We start from the raw sequence: 19,995 nt of genomic DNA on the forward strand, positions 1-19,995 counted from the left end.
GTGAGGTTACTCGCAAGTAACTTAGCGTCGGCACGGGGTCCCGCAGGTGGCAGCGGATTTCCGCGAACGAGGGGCCGCTCAGAAACTGCGCGAATGGACCCCTCGCGCGGGTTCAGCGGGTCGCGAGGGGACCCCTCACTCCGGGTCCGCGATCACGACGCGGTTCTCCTCGTACCCGTCGCTCCCGCCGATCCAGCGTCCGCCGCAGGTCACCAGGACGACCCGATGCGGGCCCGCCTGCCCGAAGAGATCGTCGGCACGGCTCGGCAGATCGTTCTTGTGCACGGTGACCAGCTGCGAAATCCGGTACCGGCTCGTCTTGCCCGCGCGGTCCACGATCGTCACCACGCCGCCGATGCGCTCGCTCCACAGTTCCGAGAACGGCCCGGTCGCGCCGCGCCAGTTCACGTGGCCCGCGAACACGCTCGCGCCGCTGACCGCTTCCAGATCCGCGCCCCACCAGGCCGCCTGGCCGATGTCCGACGGCACCGGAAGCGTGTTGCCCGGCCCGAGGTCCTGCCGCACCATCGCCGCAGTCCCGCCGCCGGGCAGCCGGATCGTGCCCGGTGCCTGAGGGCCCGGTTCCGGAGCTTGCCGATGCTCCGCGGGTGCCGCCGGCGGAGCGGCCGCCGAACTGCTGGGCGGCGGCGCCGCTGAACTGCTCGACGGCGGCGGCGCGGGAGCCAACTGCTGCGGGGAACCGGCCGGAACGGCGGCGGCGACCGGGGACGCGCTCCCGGCCACCACCGTCGTCGGCGGCGAACTGATCACGACTGTCGCGAGTTCCACTGCCAGCACGCTCGCCGCGCCGAGCACGAACCCGCCGACCAGCCGTCCTTTTCCGCTCATCTGCCCTTGCTGCTTTCGCTTACCGCCGCGCCGACCGCCGAGCGGCGAACCCGACCAGCCCCGAACCGACGAGCACCAGCGCGGCGAGACCCGCGATGCCGGCGGTGGAGAAGCTCGTCTCGACGGTGCCCTTGGCCATCGTCACCGGCAGGTCGCCGGCGGGAATCGCGTGCGGCACTTCGTTCGGCGTGTTGGCCACAGTCAGCGCAAGTGTGCCGCCCGGCGTCAGCGATCCGCACGCGGCGGGCGGATTGTTCGGGTCGAACGCGTTGGTGTAGCCCGGCGGCGCGTTCACCTCGACCACGCAGACCTCCTGCGGGGCCAGCAGATTCTCGACGGTCGCGGTGCCGTTCTCGCCGCTGGTGGTGACCACGGCGGGCTGTCCGTCGGGCCCGTTCAGCGGCTTGCCGTCCTGGCCGGTGGCCGCGGTCTTGCGGTCCTTGCCGGTGACCCGCAGCGTCGCGCCGCCGATGCCCTTGCCGGTCTTGGCGTCGGTCTTGGTGACCTGCACCTTGCCCGGCTTCGCCACCGCGACGACGCCTTGGGCGGTCAGTTGCTTCTCGCCGCCGGTGCCGACGACGCTCTGGATCCCGTCCTTGGTGTTGACCGGGTTCTGCACGGTCGGCTTGTCCGCGGGCGCGGACAACGAGGCGACGAGCTTCGGCTGGTCGCCGGTCGGCGTGACCTTCACCGTGACCGTGCCGTTCGCATCGGTCTTCAGCGTCGTGTCTTTCTGCGCGGCCTGCGGCGCGGAGTTGCCCGCCGAAGAATCGGACGCCTTCTCCGTGTCTGCCTGCTTGTCCGCTTGGCCGATGGTTCCGTCGGTGGCGGTCAGCTTCACCGGAACGTCCGGGATGCCCTTGCCCTTGGAGTTCTTCACCGTGACCGTCCAGGTCGCGGGCTGGCCGAGGTGCTGATCGCCCTTCGGCGCGGTGACCGACGCGGTCCACGGGCCGCGGTTCGCCTCGGCCTCGGCCTTCATCTTGCCGACGTCCTCTTTGGCCGTCGGAGGGAGAGCGGTCAGGTACTTCTGCTCGGGATAAGCGGCCTTGTCCGGGGGCGTGCCGAATTCCGTGTCGCCGGGCGTCCGCGACTTGGCGGTCCACGAGTGCAACAGGTGAGCCAGCGCGGCGGCCTCGTTGTCGTCAGAGGTGTTGCCGTAGCGCAGCAACAGATACGAGATGTTGCCCGCGACGTCGGGCTCCAGCTTTTCGCCCCACTTCGTCAGCAACTCATCGCCTGGCTGGTAAGCCTCGTCGCTGCCCGGCGCCTTCAAGTGGAACCGGACGCAGAACACGTTCTTGCCGCCGACCTTGTACGAGCCGAGCCAATCCTCGTAATCGGTACCGCCCTCGTTGTGGACGATCTTCAGGCCAGGGCCCTTGACCGGGTCCGCGGCAGCCGAGGCGATCCCCGGCGTGGTTACGGAGAGTGCGCCGAGCAGTGCGGTCGCGACCAGCCCGGTGGCCGCGCGCCAGCGAGCGCGCGGGCGTGAGATCCACCCCATGGTGTGTTGGCTCCTTCGACGTGCCTGCCGACGCCTGAACGGCGTCCTCGCAGTTCACCTGATCGAACAACTCCCCGACACGCGTTCGGTCACTTCCCGGACACGCGATGTGAAGGTTCGCGGGTCAGCGGGGGAGTTGTCTAGAGACCATCGGGTGACCTGCGGTGAACGGTCGTGACCTTCATCGCCTACGGTGGCCGTAACGGGGGTGGCCCCACCCGTGCGGGTGATGAGTAAAATCTGCTTTACCCGAACGGGAACCAGCGAGCCGCCGCGGTCGTTGAACCCGATGCAAGGTGCCATAAAGTCCAGGAGGACAGGTGCGTTCCAGCAGCAACCCGGCGTTCCGCAATCTCCCGCGCGGCGCGGCCGCGACCGGGCAGTACGGGCCGAACGTCGGCTTCGACCAGCCCTACGGCCAGCCGCAGGGCCAAGGCGGCGTCCCGGGTTACGGCCCTGGCCAGATGGGCACCGCCTCCGCCGACCGTCCGATGACGGTCGACGACGTCGTCATCAAGACCGGCATGTCGCTCGGCGTCGCGCTCGTCGTCGGCGTGCTCACCGCGATCTGGGCGCAGTCCCAGCTCGTGCGCGACTCCCTCGGCAGGCTTTCGCCGAGCGGCCCGCTCCTCGGCGCGCTGATCGGCGGGCTCGTGGTGGGCCTCGTCGTGTCGCTGGTGATCATCTTCAAGCAGAAGCCGAGCGGTCCGCTCACGCTCGTCTACTCCGGTGCCGAGGGCCTGTTCCTCGGTGCGCTCAGCGGGTTGTTCGAGGTGTTCCTGCCGGGCATCGCCCTGCAGGCGCTCATCGGCACCGCGGGCGTGTTCGTCGCGATGCTGGTCGTCTACAAGACCGGCGCGGTGAAGGTCACGCCGAAGCTGACCAAGTGGATCGTCGGCGCGGTCGCAGGCGTCGCCATCCTGATGCTGGTCAACCTGGTCACCGCGCTGTTCTTCGGCTTCAACCCGCTGCGCGACGGCAGCCCGCTCGCCATCGTCTTCAGTCTGGTGGTCATCGGCATCGCCGCGTTCAGCTTCCTGCTCGACTTCGACCAGGCCGACAAGATGATCCGCGCCGGCATGCCGTCGAAGTGGGCCTGGTACGCCGCGTTCGGCCTGATGACCACGCTGGTGTGGCTGTACCTCGAGATCCTGCGTTTGCTGTCTTACCTGCGCGACTAGCCGTCGCACAGGTTTCCCGGGAAGGGGCGCTCCGCGTTACGCGGAGCGCCTTTTCTGTTTTTCTGCCGGGAAGCTCTGCGCGCTCCCGAGGCCGTCGTGTTGGATGTGCCCGGTCGGAATCTTTCTTTCGGGTTTGCGAGGCATCACGTGAGCGTTCCCCCGCACGGGCACGGACCGCAGCAGGGCTACGGACAACAGGGTTACGGACAGCAGGGCCAGTCGCCGTTCCAGCAGCACTACGGTCCGGGCGGGATGCCGCCCCAGCAGAGCCCGAAGCGGAACTTCCCGACCAGGACCGTGGTGCTGGTCGCCGTAGCGGTGGTGATCGTCGCGGCGGGGGTCGTCATCGGCTTCCTCAAGTTCGGCAACTCGACCAGCAACACCCACGCCAGCGACTGCATGCACATCGAGAAGTCCGGCTCGACCACGACGACGAAAACCGTCGACTGCGCCGATCCCGGGGCGAACGTCAAGGTCGCGGTCGCGCGCGCCAACCGGAGCGGCACCTGCCCGCGCGGCGACTACTACCGCTACACCACCGGCGGCAAGAACCACCGCGTGCTCTGCCTCATCCCCAACGTGCAGCAAGGGGATTGCCTCGCCGGGCTCCAGACCGCCAGCACGACGTACCAGAAGGTGCCGTGCACCGATCCGCAGAAGAACGCGGAGATCGTCAAGCTCGTGCCTGGCGCGAAGGACCGGTCGGCGTGCGAGGGCAGCGGTTCGACCACCGTCCGCTGGTACTCCGACCCGGAGGAAGCCATCTGCATCAAGAGCTGACGGGCGGTACAAAGGGGCCGTCCGGACGCCCGGTTTCGGCCGTTCGTCGCACTCCGTGAGACAGGCTGCGTCCGGGGCTCACCGGGACCTAACGTGGATCGCCGCCCGCCGCCGGGCGGGCCCCGTTCATCCCCGACCCCCTCAGGAGACGTGGTGGCGACCACCGATTCCCCTGTCGACGAGCGAAAACTTCTCGACTTCCCCACCTCGTGCGCGGCTCCGGCGCCTAAACCGGAGGAGCCGGTCAAGGTCGTCCCGCTGGCGGTCGCTGCGGTGCTCGCGGTCGGGTTGACCGCCTACGTCTGGGCCGCGCACGGCGCGAAGTTCGGGGTCCTGCTCGTGCTGGGGCTGGCGCTTGGCCTCGCGCTTTTCCACTCCCGCTTCGGGTTCACGTCCGCGTGGCGGCAGCTGATCGCCGTCGGCAACGGCCAGGGCCTCCGCGCGCACACCCTCCTGCTCGGCACCGCCGCGACGCTCATCGCTCTCATCTGCGGCACCGGCGCGGGTCTCTTCGGCAGCAAACCAGTGCCGGTGACGAACGTCGGGCCGATCGGGCTCGCGTTGTTCGTCGGGGCCACGTTGTTCGCGATCGGCATGCAACTCGGCGGCGCGTGCGCGTCCGGGACGCTGTTCGCGGTCGGCGCCGGGCAGTCGACGATCGTGCTGACCCTCGGCGGTTTCATCACCGGTTCGGTCCTCTACACCTGGGGCTATCCGCTGTTCACCGGCTGGCCGCAGGTTTCCGGATTCCTGCTGTCGGACCACGTCGGCTGGTTCGGTTCGTGGGCGATCACGATCGCGGTGCTCGCCGCGATCGTCCTCGTGACCCGGGTGGTGCAGAAGCGCCGCGTGCCGCCGCCGGTCGACACCGTGCCGACCGCGCGCGGGTTCGCCCGGATCTTCCGCGGCTCCTGGCCGATCCTCGCCGGCGCGGTCGTGCTCGGCGTGCTGGCCGGCGCGGTGTACCTGGTTTCCGGCGGCATCTGGGGCGTCACGAGCGCGTTCAGCCTGTGGGGCGCGAAAATTCTCCAGGTGTTCGGACTGCACCCGGAGCAGTGGGAGTTCTGGCAGCTGAAGGCGAACGCGACGTCTCTGTCCAAGCCGATCTGGCAGGACAAGACGAGCCTCACCGACATCGGCATCATGATCGGCGCGTTCGTCGCCGCCGCGGCCGCGGGCGCGTGGAAGATCCACAGCTCGATCCCGTGGCGCACCGCGGTCGCCGCGATCCTCGGCGGAATCCTCATGGGCATCGGCGCGCGACTGGCGAACGGCTGCAATATCGGCGCGTACCTCGGCGGAATCTCCGTCGGCAGCCTGCACGGCTGGCTGTGGGGCGCGTTCGCGCTTTTCGGCACCTGGATCGGGCTGAAACTGCGGCCGTTATTCGGTTTGGGCAACCCTGTGCGCACGGACAGTATCTGCTGAGCCGATCGGGGACTTTTCGCAGGTCATCGTGACTGCGCGAAAAGTCCCCACGCATTTCGCCCGGCAGCGAAAAAGACTGCGTGGCCGCTTGCCGCTCGGCTAGTCTGGAGCGCGCGCAAGGGGGAACCGCCGTCGTATTGTCGCGTCGCGGGCTTGCGCATCACCACTAACAGATGGGGTTCCGCATGTCCGCACCCGCGACTCCGGCCGCGCCGGATGCCGGTGACAAACTCGACCGGGGAGTGCTGAAGGTCGCTTCCGTGGTGGTGCTCGGCGCCATCATGGCGATCCTCGACACCACCGTGGTCAACGTCGCGCTCCAGAAGCTCACCATCCAGTTCGCCACGTCCTTCGACACGATCCAGTGGGTCGCCACCGGCTACATGCTGGCCCTGGCGACGGTCATCCCGGTCACCGGATGGGCGTCCGACCGGTTCGGCACGAAGCGGCTGTACCTGCTCGCGATCGGCACCTTCCTGATCGGCTCGATGCTGGCCGGGCTCGCCTGGAACGTCGAATCGCTGATCGCGTTCCGCGTCGTGCAGGGCCTCGGCGGCGGCATGCTGATGCCCGCGGGCATGACGATCCTGACCCGCGCGGCCGGTCCGCAGCGGATCGGCCGGGTCATGGCCGTGCTGGGCGTGCCGATGCTGCTCGGCCCGATCTGCGGCCCGATTCTCGGCGGCTGGCTGGTCGACTCGGTGAGCTGGCGCTGGATCTTCTACATCAACGTCCCGATCGGACTGATCGCCTTCGTGCTCGCGCTGCGGCTGCTGCCGAAGGACAACCCGGAGCCGGGCAACCGGTTCGACTTCCTCGGCATGCTGATGGTGTCGCCGGGCCTGGCCGCGCTGATCTTCGGTGTTTCGCGGATTCCGTCCACCGGCACCGTCGGCGCGCTCGAGGTGTGGCTGCCCGCGCTGGCCGGGATCGTGCTGCTGGTCGCGTTCGTGCTGCGGGCGCGGACCATGGAGCATCCGCTGATCGACCTGAAGCTGTTCCGCAACCGGTCGTTCTCGGTCGCGATGATCACGATGGCGGTGTTCTGCGTCGGGTTCTTCGGCGCGATGCTGTTGCTGCCCACGTATTTCGTGCTGGTGCGCGGGGAGAGCGCGCTGCACGCGGGTCTTCTGCTGGCCCCGCAGGGCCTTGGCGCGATGCTGGCGATGCCGATCACCGGACGGCTGGCGGACAAGATCGCCCCGCGCCGGATCGTGGTGCCCGGCCTGGTCTTCATCGCACTGGGCATGGTGGTGTTCACACAGGTCACCGCGACCACCCCGTACTGGCAGCTGCTGGCCGCGCTGTTCGTGATGGGCATCGGCATGGGCTGCACGATGATGCCGATCACCTCGGCCGCGCTGCAGACGTTGCAGTCCAAGGACATGGCGAAGGCCTCGACCGCGACGAACATCCTGCAGCAGACCGCGGGCGCGATCGGGTCCGCGGTGATGTCGATCATCCTGGCGGCGCTGCTCGCCGGGAAGTTCGGCGTGCCGACGAGCCAGGGCCAGCTGGTCGCCACCGCGGCGACGATGAACCCGGCCACGCACGACGCCGCGGCCGGCCTCGCGGGCGAGTCGTTCGCGACGACGTTCCTGTGGGGCACGATCCTGCTGGCGCTGTGCCTGGTGCCCGCGTTCTTCCTGCCGAAGAAGCGCGTGGTGCCCGAGGCGACGGGCTCCGACGACGTCGCTCCGCCGGTGCTGATGCACTGACCCGCACATCGAAAAGGGCCGTCCGCGAACCCCCGCGGACGGCCCCTTTTGCGTCGCTCAGGCGGAAATGCGCCCCCGAGGTACGTGAGGGGAACCCTGAGGGAATCTGATTCCCTCAGGGTTCCCCTCACGGACTTTTCCCGGGAGCTGAGGCAGGTTGGCCCGCGGATTCAGGAAAGCCGCTCCAGCACCATCGCCATGCCCTGCCCGCCGCCGACGCACATCGTCTCGAGGCCGAACTGCTTGTCGTGGTGCTGCAGGGAGTTGATCAGCGTCGAGGTGATCCGCGCGCCGGTCATGCCGAACGGGTGGCCGACCGCGATCGCGCCGCCGTTGACGTTCAGCCGGTCGAGGTCGATGCCAAGGTCGCGGTAGGACGGGATGACCTGCGCGGCGAACGCCTCGTTGATCTCGACCAGGTCGATGTCCGAAATGGACAGACCGGCGCGGGACAGCGCCTGCTTCGACGCCTCGACCGGGCCGTAGCCCATGATCTCCGGCGACAGGCCGGTGACGCCGGTGGACACGACGCGCGCCAGCGGCGTCAGGCCCAGTTCGCGCGCCTTCGTGTCGGACATGATCACGACAGCCGCCGCGCCGTCGTTGAGCGGGCAGCAGTTGCCCGCGGTGATCCGGCCGTCGGGGCGGAAGACCGGCTTCAGCCCGGACACGCCCTCGAGCGTGACGCCCGCGCGCGGCCCGTCGTCCTTCGACACGACCGTGCCGTCCGGCAGCGTGACCGGCGTGATGTCCTTGGCCCAGAAGCCGTCCGCGATGGCCTTCTCGGCGAGGTTCTGCGACCGCACGCCGAACTCGTCCATCTCCTCGCGGGTGACGCCCTTGAGCCGCGCGAGGTTCTCCGCGGTCTGGCCCATCGCGATGTAGACGTCGGGAAGCTGGCCGTTCTCGCGCGGGTCCTGCCAGCTGTCCGCGCCGGACTCGGCGGTGGCCTTGGTGCGCGCCTCGGCGTCGGCGAACAGCGGGTTGTGCGTGTCCGGCCAGGAGTCGGAGCTGCCCTTCGCGAACCGCGACACGGCCTCGACGCCCGCCGAGATGAAGACGTCGCCCTCGCCTGCCTTGATCGCGTGCAGCGCCATCCGGGTGGTCTGCAAGCTGGAGGAGCAGTACCGGGTGATGGTGCAGCCAGGCAGGTGGTCGTAGCCGAGTTCGACGGCCACCGCGCGGCCCATGTTGAAGCCGGACTCGCCGCCGGGCAGGCCGCAGCCGAGCATCAGGTCGTCGATGTCGGCGGGGTCGAGCTGGGGCACCTTGTCCAGCGCCGCGCGCACCATCTGCACGGCAAGGTCGTCGGGGCGCATCCCCACCAGCGAGCCCTTCCCGGCGCGGCCGATCGGGGAACGGGCGGTGGAGACGATGACGGCTTCGGGCATGACTGACACATCCTCGGGTCGGCGGCACTAAGCGGTTGCTCACCATCTTGCCGCGTCCGGCGTCCGTCCGAAAGCCGAAGGCGACATGCACCACCTTGCTCCCGTGGGAGGATTTCCGCCGTGACCGAGCGCAACCGGGTGTTGTCCACCCGCACGATCGCGTGGTGGGGGACGGGCATCGTGCTGCTCGCGGCCGTCGCGGCGGCGTTGCTGCTGTGGCTGCTCGGCGGCGGCACCCCGGCCGATTCGTCGCGGCTCGACGCGCTGCGCACGGCCTCGAGCATCGTCGTCGGGACCGGCGGCGCGGCCGCGCTCCTGCTCGCCGCGCGGCGGCAGCGGTCCGCGGAACTGGACCTGGAACAGAAGGACCACGACGCGACCGAGCGCCGGATCACCGACATGTACGGCAAGGCCGCCGACCAGCTCGGCAGCGACAAGGCCCCGGTCCGGCTGGCCGGGCTGTACGCGCTCGAACGGCTCGCGCAAAGCCACGCTGACCAGCGGCAGACCATCGTCAACGTGCTCTGCGCGTACCTGCGGATGCCGTTGGACGGCACGGACGAAGAGGTGCAGGTCCGCAAGGCCGCGCAGCGGATCCTGATGCTGCACCTGCGTCCGGGCGGCGGCGAGGAGCCGAACGGGTCGTACTGGCCGGACATCGACCTCGACTTCTCCGGGGCCAGGCTCGTCGCGCTGACCCTCACGCACTGCAGAATCCGTTCCATCGTGTGCTACCAGACCAAATTCGAGGAATTCGCGACCTTCCGCGGCACCGAATTCCGCAGCAAAGCCGATTTCCATGAAGCGGTGTTCCGCGAACGCGCGGACTTCCGCGGCACCGTCCTCGGCGGCGGAGACGACGTATTCCGCGGCGCGAAGTTCGAGAAGCACGCGGAATTCGGGACGTACTCGGAAGCCGGGCTGGCCGGCGCGCTCGCGAAGCCCGGCTACAAACGGACCTGGCCGCCCGGCTGGACCGAAGAACGCGGCGACGACGGCTGGCTCCGGCTGGTTCCATCGGGTGTTTCGAAATAACCGCGGAACCACTAGGATTCGTGAAGAGTCAACAAGAAGAAGAGGATCCCTGATTAGGAGGTGAACCGGTCATGATGGCCCTCAAGCGTTACTGCGCGGCATTGCGGGCCGGGACGGATCTCCGGGACGGGATCACGGATCGGCGTGCGGCGGCCCTCGGGCCCGCCCCGGTGTCGACGCGCGGCTTGGTGGCTGCCTGAGGTCCGCGCCGGGGAGGTCCGACCTCGCCTGGCGCCGCCCGTGGCCCCGACGCGCACCCGGAGACCGCCCGCCGATCCCGCGCTGGCCGGTCCGGGGCCCGGCTGTTTAGGCTGGTCGCCGTGGAGTACGCAGAACACATCGTGGACCTCGTGGGCAACACCCCGCTGGTCAAGCTGAATTCGCTTACGCGGGGGCTCAAGCCGCTCGTGCTCGCCAAGGTCGAGTACGTCAACCCGGGCGGCAGCGTGAAGGACCGGATCGCGCTGCGGATGATCGAGGCCGCCGAGGCCTCCGGAGAACTGCGCCCAGGCGGCACGATCGTGGAGCCCACCTCGGGCAACACCGGGGTCGGGCTGGCCATGGTCGCCCAGCGCAAGGGCTACCAGTGCGTGTTCGTCTGCCCGGACAAGGTGAGCGAGGACAAGCGCAACGTGCTGCGCGCGTACGGCGCGCGCGTCGTCGTGTGCCCCACCGCGGTCGCGCCCGAGCACCCCGACTCGTACTACAACGTGTCCGACCGGCTCGTGCGCGAGATCGAGGGCGCCTGGAAGCCCAACCAGTACGCCAACCCGGAGAACCCGGCCAGCCACTACCACTCCACCGGCCCGGAGCTCTGGAGGCAGACCGACGGCAAGATCACCCACTTCGTCGCGGGCGTCGGCACCGGCGGCACGATCTCCGGCACCGGCAAGTACCTGAAGGAGGTCAGCGACGGCCGCGTCCAGGTCGTCGGGGCTGATCCCGAGGGCTCGGTGTACTCCGGCGGCACCGGACGGCCGTACCTGGTCGAGGGCGTCGGCGAGGACTTCTGGCCGGAGACCTACGACCGGAACGTCGCCGACCAGATCATCCCGATCAGCGACGCGCACTCGTTCGAGATCACGCGCCGGCTCGCTACCGAGGAAGGCCTGCTCGTCGGCGGTTCGTGCGGGATGGCCGTGGCCGCCGCGCTGAAGCTGGCCGAGGGGCTGACCGAGGACGACGTGGTGGTCGTGCTGCTGCCCGACGGCGGCCGCGGCTACCTCACCAAGGTGTTCAACGACGCCTGGATGTCGTCCTACGGCTTCCTGCCGCCGGATTCCTCCGGCGCGACCGTCGGCGACGTGCTCACCCGCAAGTCCGGCGCGCTGCCCAGCCTCGTGCACTCGCACCCGAACGAGACGGTCGCCGAAGCGGTCGCCATCCTGGCGGAATTCGGCGTGAGCCAGATGCCCGTGGTCAGCGCCGAACCGCCGGTGATGGCCGCCGAGGTGGTCGGCGCGGTCAACGAGCGAGACCTGCTCGACGCGCTGTTCACCGGCAAGGCCCACATGGCCGACCGGCTGGAGACGCACATGTCGCCGCCGCTGCCCACGATCGGGGCGGGCGAGCAGGTGAGCGCCGCGATGAAGGCGCTCGAAGGGGCCGACGGCGCGCTGGTGCTGATCGACGGCAAGCCGGCGGGCGTCGTCACCAGGCACGATCTGCTCGCGTTCCTCGCGGGCAGATAGGCACAAGCTCACCGACGCCGGCCGGGGCGTCTGCGCGCGTCCTGGCCGGGCATCCGATAGCGTTACGGCCGAATAGAACTTTTTCGCGTCCTCGTCAAGGGGGTTCAAGACCCACATGAGTGCTCCGCAGCCACCGAACCAGCCCTGGGACGGCGGCCAGCAGCCGCCGCAGGGCCCGTCGAGTGGTCCTACACCGCAGCAGGACAGTCCCTTCGGCGCGTCGGAGCCGACCCAGGTGGTCCAGCCGGGCCAGCCGCAGCAGCCCGCCCAGGGCGGCGGCACCTTCGGCGACACCCCGGAACCGACGCAGGTCGTGCAGCCGGGACAGCCGGCTGACTCGAACGCCACGCAGGTGGTCAACCCCGTGAGCGCCGAGGGCAACGCCGAGTCGACGCAGCTGGTCCCGCCGAGCCAGCAGCCGCAGAACATCCCGTACGCCCCGCCGCCGAGCGCGGCGGACAACCCGGCCGCGGTCGCCGGGTTCGGCGCCCCGCAGGGCTTCGGCCAGCCGGGTCAGCCCGGGCACCCGGGACAGCCGGGTCAGCCGGGACAACCTGGTCAGCCGCCGCAGGGCTTCGGCCAGCCGGGCGGGTTCGACCAGGGCGGCTTCGGCGCCCCGCCGCAGGGTGCGTTCGGCCAGCCCGGGCAGCCGGGTCAGCCGGGCTTCGGCCAGCCCGCCCCGTTCGGCGCGTCCGCCGCGCCGTCGGCGGGCGGCGGCAACGCGCTGTACGGCTACATCGCCGGCGGCGTCACCGCGGTGCTCGGCCTGATCGCGCTGATCGTGTCGTTCAGCTACATGAGCGACACCAGCGACTACTCGAAGCTGTACGAGAGCTCGAGCCGGTACCAGAAGCTGTTCGACGAGGCCGGTCTCGCCTCACCGGGCACGCTGCTGTTCTACGTGATCATGATCCTGGTCGGCGCGGTGATCGCGCTGGCTGGCGGCGTCGCGCTGGCTCTCGCCTCGCGTGCGGCCGTGATGCGCAAGCTCGCCCCGATCGGAGTGCTCGTCGGCGGCGTGCTGTTGCTGCTGTTCTCGATCCTGGCGAAGTCCGGGACCTCGGTCAGCAGCTCCTTCGCCGACAAGTACGGCGGCGCGAGCTCCAGCGCCACGAGCGGCGGCGGCATGCTGACGCTGATCCTGGGCATCATCATCCTGATCATCGGCGTGGTCGCGATCATCCCGGCGACCTCGCAGTACGTCGGCCTCGGTTCGTCCTCGGGCGGCCAGGGCGGTCCTGGCGGACCGCAGCAGCCGGGCGGTTTCGGCGGCGGCGCTCCGCAGGGCTTCGGCCAGCCGCAGTCCGGCGGTTTCCCGCCGCCTGGTGGTCCGAACCCGAACAGCGGGGGCTTCCCGCAGCCGGGCGGTCCGAACCCGGGCAGCGGCGCGAACCCGCAGCCGGGCTTCGGGCAGCAGCCGCCTCCCGGTTACGGTCAGCCGGGCCAGCAGCCGGGCTACGGCCAGCCGCCGCAGCAGCCGGGCGGTTTCGGCCAGCCGGGCCAGTACCCGCCGCCGGGCGGGCAGCAGCCCCCTCCGGGCTACGGCCAGCCGGGCCAGCAGCCGCCGCAGCAGTGGTGACTCGCTGAATCTCCGCGAAGGGCGCCTCCGTCTCCCGACGGCGGCGCCCTTCGTCGTTCCCAGTCCGTTTTTCGCGGGGTTCGCGCGGAGCTGGTGGCCTTTTCCCGGCGATTCCGGCAGCCGGGGGAATTGCGGCGCACATGCGCTCGCGCCGGTCCCCAACGGTGCGTTTCCGGGCTAGGGTGGGCGCCGTCCGAATCGCCTTCCCAGCCCGAGGGGGACCTGCCGTGAGCGGCCTGCACGCACTTCCGGCACGGCAGCGGGAACGGGAATCCTCCCTCGCGGAACCGGTTCCGCGCCGCCCGAAGGGGAGCACCGCGATCGCGGCCGGGCTGTTCGGTCTCGTCGCCGCCGCGACGGCAGGCTATCTCCCGGCAAGACTGTTCCTCGACATTCCGTCCGGATTCAGCCTCGGCGATCTCTCGCCGCTGACCCTCGCCGATCTCGGCGCGTATCTCGCCGCTTCGCTGGTCTTGCTGATCGGCGCGATCGCGACCTTTTTCCGCGCGACAGCCGGTGCGGTGCTGCTGATCGCGGGCGCGTTGCTCGCACTCGGCGCGCTGCTGCTGGAACCCGCGCTGAGCGGTTCCCCGGGGTACGCCCAGTACTTCCGGACCCTGCTGCGGTTCGAGAATTTCGCCGCGCTGGACCGCGTCACGCTGGCGGCGGCGGTGCTGCTGGTGCTCGTGCTGGCCGGACTGCCGCGGACCTTCGGCTACCTGCGCTACCGCGCACCCGTGGTGCCTGCTTCGTCACCCTCGCGACAGTGGTAAATCCTCCCCGAAAACGGGACGGAGCTGGCACGATACAAGCACTCCGCCCGCCGCCCGGCGGGACCAGATGCACCGAGGACTCCCCGTGACCTACCCCCAGAACCCGCAGGGCCAGCCGCAGAACCCGCAGAGCGGCCCGTTCCCCGGTCAGCCGTACCCGGCGAGCCAGCCGACGCCGGCCCAGCCGTACCCGGGCGCCCCGCAGCAGCCGTTCGCCCCGCCCGCCGCGGGTCAGCCGTATCCGGGGTACCCGGGCGGACCTGGCGTCTACCAGCAGAAGCCGAACGGCGCGACCGCGATCATCGCCGGGATCCTCGCGATCATCGGCGGCATTTTCGCGATCATCTCGATCATCCTCGCCGTGGTGGCGCTGTCTGCCATCCACATCACGCTGTGGCAGCTGTACGCGTCGATCGTGGTGAACGCGGTGCTCGTCGGCCTGCTGTTCTTCGGCGGCATCGGCCTGTTCCTGCACAAGCCGGCCGCCCGGCTGTGCACGATCATCGGCTGCGGGCTGGTGATCGCGTACACGATCTTGAGCGTCGTTCTCGCCGGCGTCGCGACCGCTGGATACAAGGGCAGCGCCCAGGTGCTGGGCGCGGGCATCGGCGGCGCCCTGATCGGGCTGATCCCGCCGGTCGCGACCCTGGTGCTGGCGATCGTGAAGCCGACCGCGGAATGGGTCAACTACCGCCCGGACGCACCGGCCCAGGGCGGTTACCCGGCTCCGCAGGGCTGGTGAACGCGGGGCTGCCGGTGCGGGTTTGTACCGGCAGCCTCTCCCGCATGGTGAGTTGCCTCCCAGCTGATGGGATTGTCGGGGGTGCCCCGTACCCTGGGAACCATGGCCGACGACTACTCCGTCCTGGGTTTTGAAACACGCGCGATCCACGCCGGGCAGCAGCCCGATCCCCGCACGGGTGCCGTCATCGTGCCGATTTACCAAACGTCCACGTACGCGCAGGACGGCGTGGGCGGCACCCGCGAGGGCGGCTACGAGTACTCGCGCACCGCGAACCCCACGCGGACCGCGCTGGAGGAAGCCCTCGCCTCGCTCGAGGGCGCCCGGCACACGCTGGCATTCGCGTCCGGAATGGCCGCGTCCGACGCGGTGCTGCGCACGGTCCTGCGCCCCGGCGACCACCTGGTCCTGGGCAACGACGCGTACGGCGGCACGTTCCGGCTGATCGACAAGGTGCTCAGCCTGTGGGGCGTCGAGCACACGGTCGCCGACCTCAGCCGCATCGACGAGGTACGGGCCGCGATGCGCCCGGAAACCAAGCTGATCTGGTGCGAGTCGCCGACCAACCCGCTGCTGGGCGTCGCCGACATCGCCGCACTGGCCGGCGCGGCGCACGACGCGGGCGCGCGCCTGGTCGTGGACAACACCTTCGCCACGCCGTACCTGCAGACCCCGCTGGCCCTAGGCGCGGACATCGTGGTGCACTCCACCACCAAATACCTCGGCGGCCACTCCGACGTAGTCGGCGGCGCGGTCGTCACGAACGAGGACGAACTGCGCGAGCAACTCTTCTACCTGCGCAACGCCGCGGGCGCCGTCCCCGGCCCGTTCGACGCGTGGCTCACCCTGCGCGGTCTCAAGACGCTGGCCCTGCGGATGGAACGGCACAGCGACAACGCCGACCTGGTTGCCCGCACGCTGGCGAAGCACCCGAAGGTCACCAAGGTCTACTACCCCGGCCTGCCGGAACACCCCGGCCACGAGGTCGCCGCGAAGCAAATGCGCCGCTTCGGAGGAATGGTGTCGTTCCGCGTGGCGGGCGGCGAGGCAGCGGCGCTGGAAGTCGCGTCGCGCACGAAGCTGTTCGTGCTCGCGGAGTCACTCGGCGGCATCGAGAGCCTGATTGAACACCCGGGCAAGATGACGCACGCCTCGACGGCAGGCTCGACGCTGGAAGTCCCAGAAGACCTGATCCGGCTGTCGGTGGGCATCGAGGACGGACGCGACCTGGTGGCGGACCTTACGCAGGCGCTGGGCTGATCTCGGCTTGACGGGGCACCTCGACGGGGCACTGGGTTTCCGGTGCCCCGTTCTTGGCTGTGCCCCGAGCCGAGTCCGGCCTCCGAGCTGAATCGGTGGGTCGTCGTGACCGGCTTGCCTCGGAGCGCGAATCTGTGATGAGACGGGCGCTGAGGCGATTGCGTTTCGCGTGATCCCCGGCTGGCCGGTGCATCTAATCCCGCATAATCTGCCACCCGGCGAACACCCGTCTCGGCTGGCGAGCCCGGGGAAACTATCGCCGCTCGGCGAACCGCGTCCCCGTCTCGCCTGGCGAACCCGGGGAAACATTGCCGCTCGGCGAGCCACGTTCCCGTCTCGGCTGGCGAACCCAGAGAAACCCGTGCCACCCCAACCCGAGCGGCTCAACTCAGCTGGAGTTCGGCCGAGCCAGGTGGTCAGGGCTTGCCCGGCGGCACAGGTCTGACCTCTGCCATCGCTGAAACTGCCAGGGTGAGAGCCAGTTCAGAGCCAAGGGGGCGGCCGTCTTCGTCGAAGTCGCCTGCTGCGTGGCCCTGGGCTGCCTCGCTTGGCTTGGTTAAGCCGCGTCGAATCACGCATAATCCGCCACTCCGGCGGACCATTCCCAGCCTCGCCAGCCTCGCCAAACCCATGCCGCCCAAGCTCAGGCCCGGCCTCAGCCCAGCCGCAGCCCGGCCGCAACCCAGTCGGTCAGGGCTTGCTGTTCTCCGGCAGCGCATTGGCCTGCCGGGTCCCGGTCGTGGCCGGGAGGTCGGTGCCGTTGACGCAGCCGCCGACCAGTTCGACGTGGTTGTCGTGCCGGATGTACTGGGCGGGGCCCCCGCAGCCGGCCGCTTCGACGGTCGCGAAGGCGGCTCCGGTGAGGGCCACGGCGGACAGGATGCCCGCGGCGAGCGGCAGCAGACCGGTGCGGGACTTGGCCCGGGAGGTGGTCCCGTGCTGCGCGCGTGCCATGGTCGCACTCCCTGATCATGTGTGGCTGCCGTAATCAGGGTACCGGTCCGGCGGGCGGCGCACCCCGGCCGTCCGTCGGTGGCATCATCGGCGCCATGGAACTGGTCAGCGTCGAGCGCATCCAGGAAGCTCGCAAGCTTCTCGAGGGCATCACCCGCGTCACGCCGATGGAGCACGCCCGCGACCTGCGCCGGCTGCACGGCGGCCCGGTGTATCTCAAGTGCGAGAACCTGCAGCGCACCGGTTCCTTCAAGATCCGCGGCGCCTACACCCGCATTCACGGCCTGACCGCCGAGGAACGTGCGCGCGGCGTCGTCGCGGCCAGTGCCGGCAACCACGCGCAGGGGGTCGCGCTGGCCTCTTCGCTGCTCGGCATTTCCTCGACCGTCTTCATGCCGCTGCGCGCTCCGCTCCCGAAACTCGCCGCGACCCGCGGTTACGGTGCGGAGGTCCACCTTCACGGCGCGGTCGTCGACGAAACCCTCGCCGAAGCCATCGCGTTCTCGGAACGCACCGGTGCGGTCTTCATCCATCCGTTCGACCACGCCGACGTCATCGCCGGCCAGGGCACCGTCGGACTGGAGATCCTCGAGCAGGTCCCGGGCGCGAAAACGATCCTCGTCCCGACCGGCGGCGGCGGGCTGGTCGGCGGGGTCGCGGCGGCGGTCAAGGCGCTGCATCCGGAGATCCGGGTGATCGGCGTGCAGGCCGAGGACGCCGCGGCGTATCCGTCCTCGCTGACGGCGGGCGCGCCGGTCCGGCTGCGCGAGGTGCACACGATGGCGGACGGGATCGCGGTCGGCGAGCCGGGCAAGGTCAGCTACGCGCACGTCGAGTCTTTGGTCGACGACGTCGTGACGGTCAGCGAGGAATCCTTGTCCCGCGCGGTACTGCTGTGCCTGGAGCGGCGGAAACTCGTCGTGGAACCGGCCGGCGCCGCTTCGATGGCCGCGCTTCTGCAGCATCCCGGCGCTTTTGAGCCGCCGGTGGTGGCGATCCTCTCCGGCGGCAACGTGGATCCCGTGCTGCTGCAGCAGATCATCCAGCACGGCATGACCGCGGGCGGGCGCTACCTGAAGCTGCACCTGCGCGTTCCGGACCGGCCGGGCTCGCTGGTTTCCGTGCTGTCCTGCGTGAAGGACCTCGGCGCGAACGTCCTCGACGTCGAGCACTCCCGCATCTCCGGCAGCCTTGCCCTCGGCGAGGTCGACGTCGCCCTCGCCCTCGAAACCCGCGGCCCGGAACACTGCAAGGACGTCGAGGCCGCCCTCGCCGACGCGGGGTTCACGATCGTCAGCTGAACAGTCTACTGTGGACTTTCCGGCAGCCGGGCGCTGAACCACAGCGGGAGATAATCCTCTTCACGCGGGTAAAGTTCCTGGTCCAGTGCGTAATCCTCGGGCCGGGGCGGCGTGTGGAAGGCCGGTTCGTCGTCCTCGTCGAAGCTGGCCAGGTAGTTCGACGGCGGGTCGATGACCAGCGAGAGCGTGTACCAGGTGCCCCGTCCTTGGACGTACTTCGCGCGCCGCAGTTCAGCCAACGGCTTCGACAGTTCTCGCGCGACGGGAACCTGTTGCGTGCTCCCGTCTGCCATCCGCGCGCCGCAGGCGAGGTTCGCGTGCCTGCCCAGCGTCATGAAGTCGAAGACGATCTGCTGCCATCCCTGCGGAGCCGCGGCGACGAGGGCCGTCGAGATCTCGCCCAGCAACTGCTCTGGATCCCTCGGAGCCGGTTCGCTGGGACGGCTTTCCTCGGCGGGCATGGTGGTCAGCGCCGCGAGCATCCGTTCCTGCGTCGCTTCGTCCACCTCCGGCGCGGCGTATCCGGCGGCCCGGATGTGCCCGAGCAGCTCCGGATCCGGCGAAATCCCGTGCTCGCGCAGGTAATAGGCGACTGCTCCGGGCCACACCCAGCTGCCGTCGGTCCGGAAGTTCAGCGGAACAGCGTCCGTGCGCGACCGATCGAAGGCATCGGTGTCCTTGCTGCGCGACGCCAGGATGACCGGCGCGCTGTCGAGATAAGTGAGAACGCGCTCGCGCTCCTCCGCGGACAGCGCTTCCCGCTCGACGACCGGATTCCCCGCCTCGTCGAGCCCGTCGTAGACCCGGGGCGTACGCAGCGCGATTGCCGGACTCGTTGAATCCTCTTCGGACGCAACGGTTTCAGCCTCGGTCGGCTGTGCTTCCGCAGCAGCCGTAGCCGCCGCCGCGACCTCGCTCGGCTCGGACTGCGCCTCGTCACCAGCCGACGCCGAGGCAGCCTGCTCCAGGTCGGGCAGTGGCGGCGGAGTGGCAGGCACCGGCGGCGGCGAGGTGGGTTCGTCCACGGGGAGCGCGGGAACCGGTTGCTCAGTGGCCTGCGCTGGAGGAGCGGCAGGCGGATTCTCGGTGCCCGGCAGCGGCGGAGGCGAGGTGGGCTCGTCCACGGGAAGTGCGGGAATCGGTTGTTCAGTGGCCTGTGCGGGAGGAGCGGCGGGTGGGTTTTCGGCACCCGGCAGCGGCGGAGGCGAGGTGGGTTCGTCCACGGGGAGTGCGGGAATCGGTTGCTCAGCGGCCTGCGCCGGAGGAGTAGCAGGCGGATTCTCGGCACCCGGCAACGGCGGCGGCACCGCGGGACCCGCGCCGGGGACGGACGGCGGAACCGGCTGTCCGGGAGCAGCGCTGGGCGGAGTCGCGCCAGCTCGCTGTCGCAACCACGGCGGCACGAAGCGGTCCTCGCGCGGGAAAAACCGCAGCTCGTCCTGGAAGCCGATCGGCGGAGGAAGCTGCCGCCAGCGCGGTTCGACGTCCGGCTGGTAGTCCGTGAACGGCGGCTGCTGCGGCGAAAACACCAAGGTCGCGGTCAGCCATGTGCCGCGGCCCGGCTGGTACATCCCGGTGCGCAGCACGCCGAACAGGCGCGGCAGCTCCGGATGCGGCTGGACCGGGTAGGTCCGGTTGTCCGGGGCGAGCGCGGCGACGTCGACTTCGACGTGCCGTCCCGCGGCGCGGCAGACGACCTGCAACTGTTGCCAGCCCACGGGCAGCGCGGACGCGGCCGCCTGGCCGATTTGCTGGACGAGCTCCTGCTGCTGGGCAGCGGTGAGCGGCACCGGTGGCCGGGTCATG

The 19,995-nt window shown here is 70.0% G+C and carries 16 protein-coding genes; 11 read left to right on the top strand and 5 right to left on the bottom strand.

What is annotated here, in order from left to right:
• Positions 1-135 precede the first annotated feature (135 nt).
• Together WA670_RS08045 and WA670_RS08050 are read right to left on the bottom strand one after the other, a co-directional pair.
• A complete protein-coding gene (locus WA670_RS08045) occupies positions 136-849 on the bottom strand; it encodes a class F sortase (protein WP_336157268.1) in 714 nt (237 codons plus the stop codon).
• 19 nt (positions 850-868) lie between these two features.
• Positions 869-2,356 carry an MSCRAMM family protein gene (locus tag WA670_RS08050; RefSeq protein ID WP_336157269.1) on the bottom strand — a complete coding sequence of 496 codons (1,488 nt, stop codon included), beginning with the start codon at positions 2,354-2,356 and terminating at the stop codon, positions 869-871.
• A 320-nt stretch (positions 2,357-2,676) separates the two neighbouring features.
• On the opposite strand from WA670_RS08050, the gene WA670_RS08055 reads away from it, so the two are divergent.
• The 4 genes from WA670_RS08055 to WA670_RS08070 all read left to right on the top strand — a co-directional run bounded on the left by WA670_RS08055 (position 2,677) and on the right by WA670_RS08070 (position 7,463).
• Positions 2,677-3,537 (top strand): Bax inhibitor-1/YccA family protein, encoded by an 861-nt coding sequence (locus tag WA670_RS08055; RefSeq protein ID WP_037816748.1) that lies wholly within the window; start codon positions 2,677-2,679, stop codon positions 3,535-3,537.
• Between the two features lie 147 nt (positions 3,538-3,684).
• Positions 3,685-4,317 (top strand): LppU/SCO3897 family protein, encoded by a 633-nt coding sequence (locus tag WA670_RS08060; RefSeq protein ID WP_205670148.1) that lies wholly within the window; start codon positions 3,685-3,687, stop codon positions 4,315-4,317.
• A gap of 150 nt (positions 4,318-4,467) precedes the next feature.
• Complete coding sequence (locus WA670_RS08065; protein ID WP_442893079.1) at positions 4,468-5,745, top strand: YeeE/YedE family protein; 1,278 nt, start codon at positions 4,468-4,470, stop codon at positions 5,743-5,745.
• A gap of 185 nt (positions 5,746-5,930) precedes the next feature.
• A complete protein-coding gene (locus tag WA670_RS08070) occupies positions 5,931-7,463 on the top strand; it encodes a DHA2 family efflux MFS transporter permease subunit (protein WP_134733396.1) in 1,533 nt (510 codons plus the stop codon).
• Between the two features lie 170 nt (positions 7,464-7,633).
• On the opposite strand, the gene WA670_RS08075 is transcribed toward WA670_RS08070, so the two are convergent.
• Complete coding sequence (locus WA670_RS08075) at positions 7,634-8,854, bottom strand: acetyl-CoA C-acetyltransferase (protein ID WP_043828073.1); 1,221 nt, start codon at positions 8,852-8,854, stop codon at positions 7,634-7,636.
• Between the two features lie 120 nt (positions 8,855-8,974).
• On the opposite strand from WA670_RS08075, the gene WA670_RS08080 reads away from it, so the two are divergent.
• From WA670_RS08080 to WA670_RS08105, 6 genes are all read left to right on the top strand, one after another.
• Complete coding sequence (locus WA670_RS08080) at positions 8,975-9,889, top strand: pentapeptide repeat-containing protein (RefSeq protein WP_336157271.1); 915 nt, start codon at positions 8,975-8,977, stop codon at positions 9,887-9,889.
• A gap of 320 nt (positions 9,890-10,209) precedes the next feature.
• Positions 10,210-11,580, top strand: coding sequence for a cystathionine beta-synthase (locus tag WA670_RS08085; RefSeq protein ID WP_037816738.1), 1,371 nt, complete (start codon positions 10,210-10,212; stop codon positions 11,578-11,580).
• A 115-nt stretch (positions 11,581-11,695) separates the two neighbouring features.
• Positions 11,696-13,159, top strand: coding sequence for a hypothetical protein (locus WA670_RS08090; protein WP_238604283.1), 1,464 nt, complete (start codon positions 11,696-11,698; stop codon positions 13,157-13,159).
• Between the two features lie 227 nt (positions 13,160-13,386).
• Entirely contained in the window at positions 13,387-13,932 is a 546-nt protein-coding gene (locus tag WA670_RS08095; protein ID WP_235146593.1) for a hypothetical protein, read from the top strand.
• Positions 13,933-14,017: 85 nt separating this feature from the next.
• Positions 14,018-14,674: a hypothetical protein gene (locus tag WA670_RS08100; protein ID WP_134733401.1), complete on the top strand. Its 657-nt coding sequence runs from the start codon at positions 14,018-14,020 to the stop codon at positions 14,672-14,674.
• Positions 14,675-14,776: 102 nt separating this feature from the next.
• Complete coding sequence (locus WA670_RS08105) at positions 14,777-15,934, top strand: cystathionine gamma-synthase (RefSeq protein WP_037816735.1); 1,158 nt, start codon at positions 14,777-14,779, stop codon at positions 15,932-15,934.
• 690 nt (positions 15,935-16,624) lie between these two features.
• Here WA670_RS08105 and WA670_RS08110 read toward each other — a convergent pair.
• Complete coding sequence (locus tag WA670_RS08110; RefSeq protein WP_043828078.1) at positions 16,625-16,888, bottom strand: hypothetical protein; 264 nt, start codon at positions 16,886-16,888, stop codon at positions 16,625-16,627.
• A gap of 95 nt (positions 16,889-16,983) precedes the next feature.
• Between WA670_RS08110 and ilvA the strand changes: the two genes are divergently transcribed.
• Positions 16,984-18,189 (top strand): threonine ammonia-lyase, encoded by a 1,206-nt coding sequence (gene ilvA, locus WA670_RS08115; RefSeq protein WP_037816730.1) that lies wholly within the window; start codon positions 16,984-16,986, stop codon positions 18,187-18,189.
• Positions 18,190-18,194: 5 nt separating this feature from the next.
• On the opposite strand, the gene WA670_RS08120 is transcribed toward ilvA, so the two are convergent.
• A complete protein-coding gene (locus WA670_RS08120; RefSeq protein WP_336157274.1) occupies positions 18,195-19,994 on the bottom strand; it encodes a hypothetical protein in 1,800 nt (599 codons plus the stop codon).
• Position 19,995 lies beyond the last annotated feature (1 nt).

The organism is Amycolatopsis sp. VC5-11 (genome assembly GCF_037034185.1).
Lineage (GTDB): Bacteria > Actinomycetota > Actinomycetes > Mycobacteriales > Pseudonocardiaceae > Amycolatopsis > Amycolatopsis nivea.

Bases quoted from the DNA above. Each gene is read 5' to 3' on its own strand.
- WA670_RS08075 (WP_043828073.1), bottom strand. From the start codon at position 8,854: ATGCCCGAAGCCGTCATCGTCTCCACCGCCCGTTCCCCGATCGGCCGC.
- WA670_RS08090 (WP_238604283.1), top strand. From the start codon at position 11,696: ATGAGTGCTCCGCAGCCACCGAACCAGCCCTGGGACGGCGGCCAGCAG.
- WA670_RS08045 (WP_336157268.1), bottom strand. From the start codon at position 849: ATGAGCGGAAAAGGACGGCTGGTCGGCGGGTTCGTGCTCGGCGCGGCG.
- WA670_RS08050 (WP_336157269.1), bottom strand. From the start codon at position 2,356: ATGGGGTGGATCTCACGCCCGCGCGCTCGCTGGCGCGCGGCCACCGGG.
- WA670_RS08110 (WP_043828078.1), bottom strand. From the start codon at position 16,888: ATGGCACGCGCGCAGCACGGGACCACCTCCCGGGCCAAGTCCCGCACC.
- WA670_RS08120 (WP_336157274.1), bottom strand. From the start codon at position 19,994: ATGACCCGGCCACCGGTGCCGCTCACCGCTGCCCAGCAGCAGGAGCTC.
- WA670_RS08070 (WP_134733396.1), top strand. From the start codon at position 5,931: ATGTCCGCACCCGCGACTCCGGCCGCGCCGGATGCCGGTGACAAACTC.
- WA670_RS08105 (WP_037816735.1), top strand. From the start codon at position 14,777: ATGGCCGACGACTACTCCGTCCTGGGTTTTGAAACACGCGCGATCCAC.
- ilvA (WP_037816730.1), top strand. From the start codon at position 16,984: ATGGAACTGGTCAGCGTCGAGCGCATCCAGGAAGCTCGCAAGCTTCTC.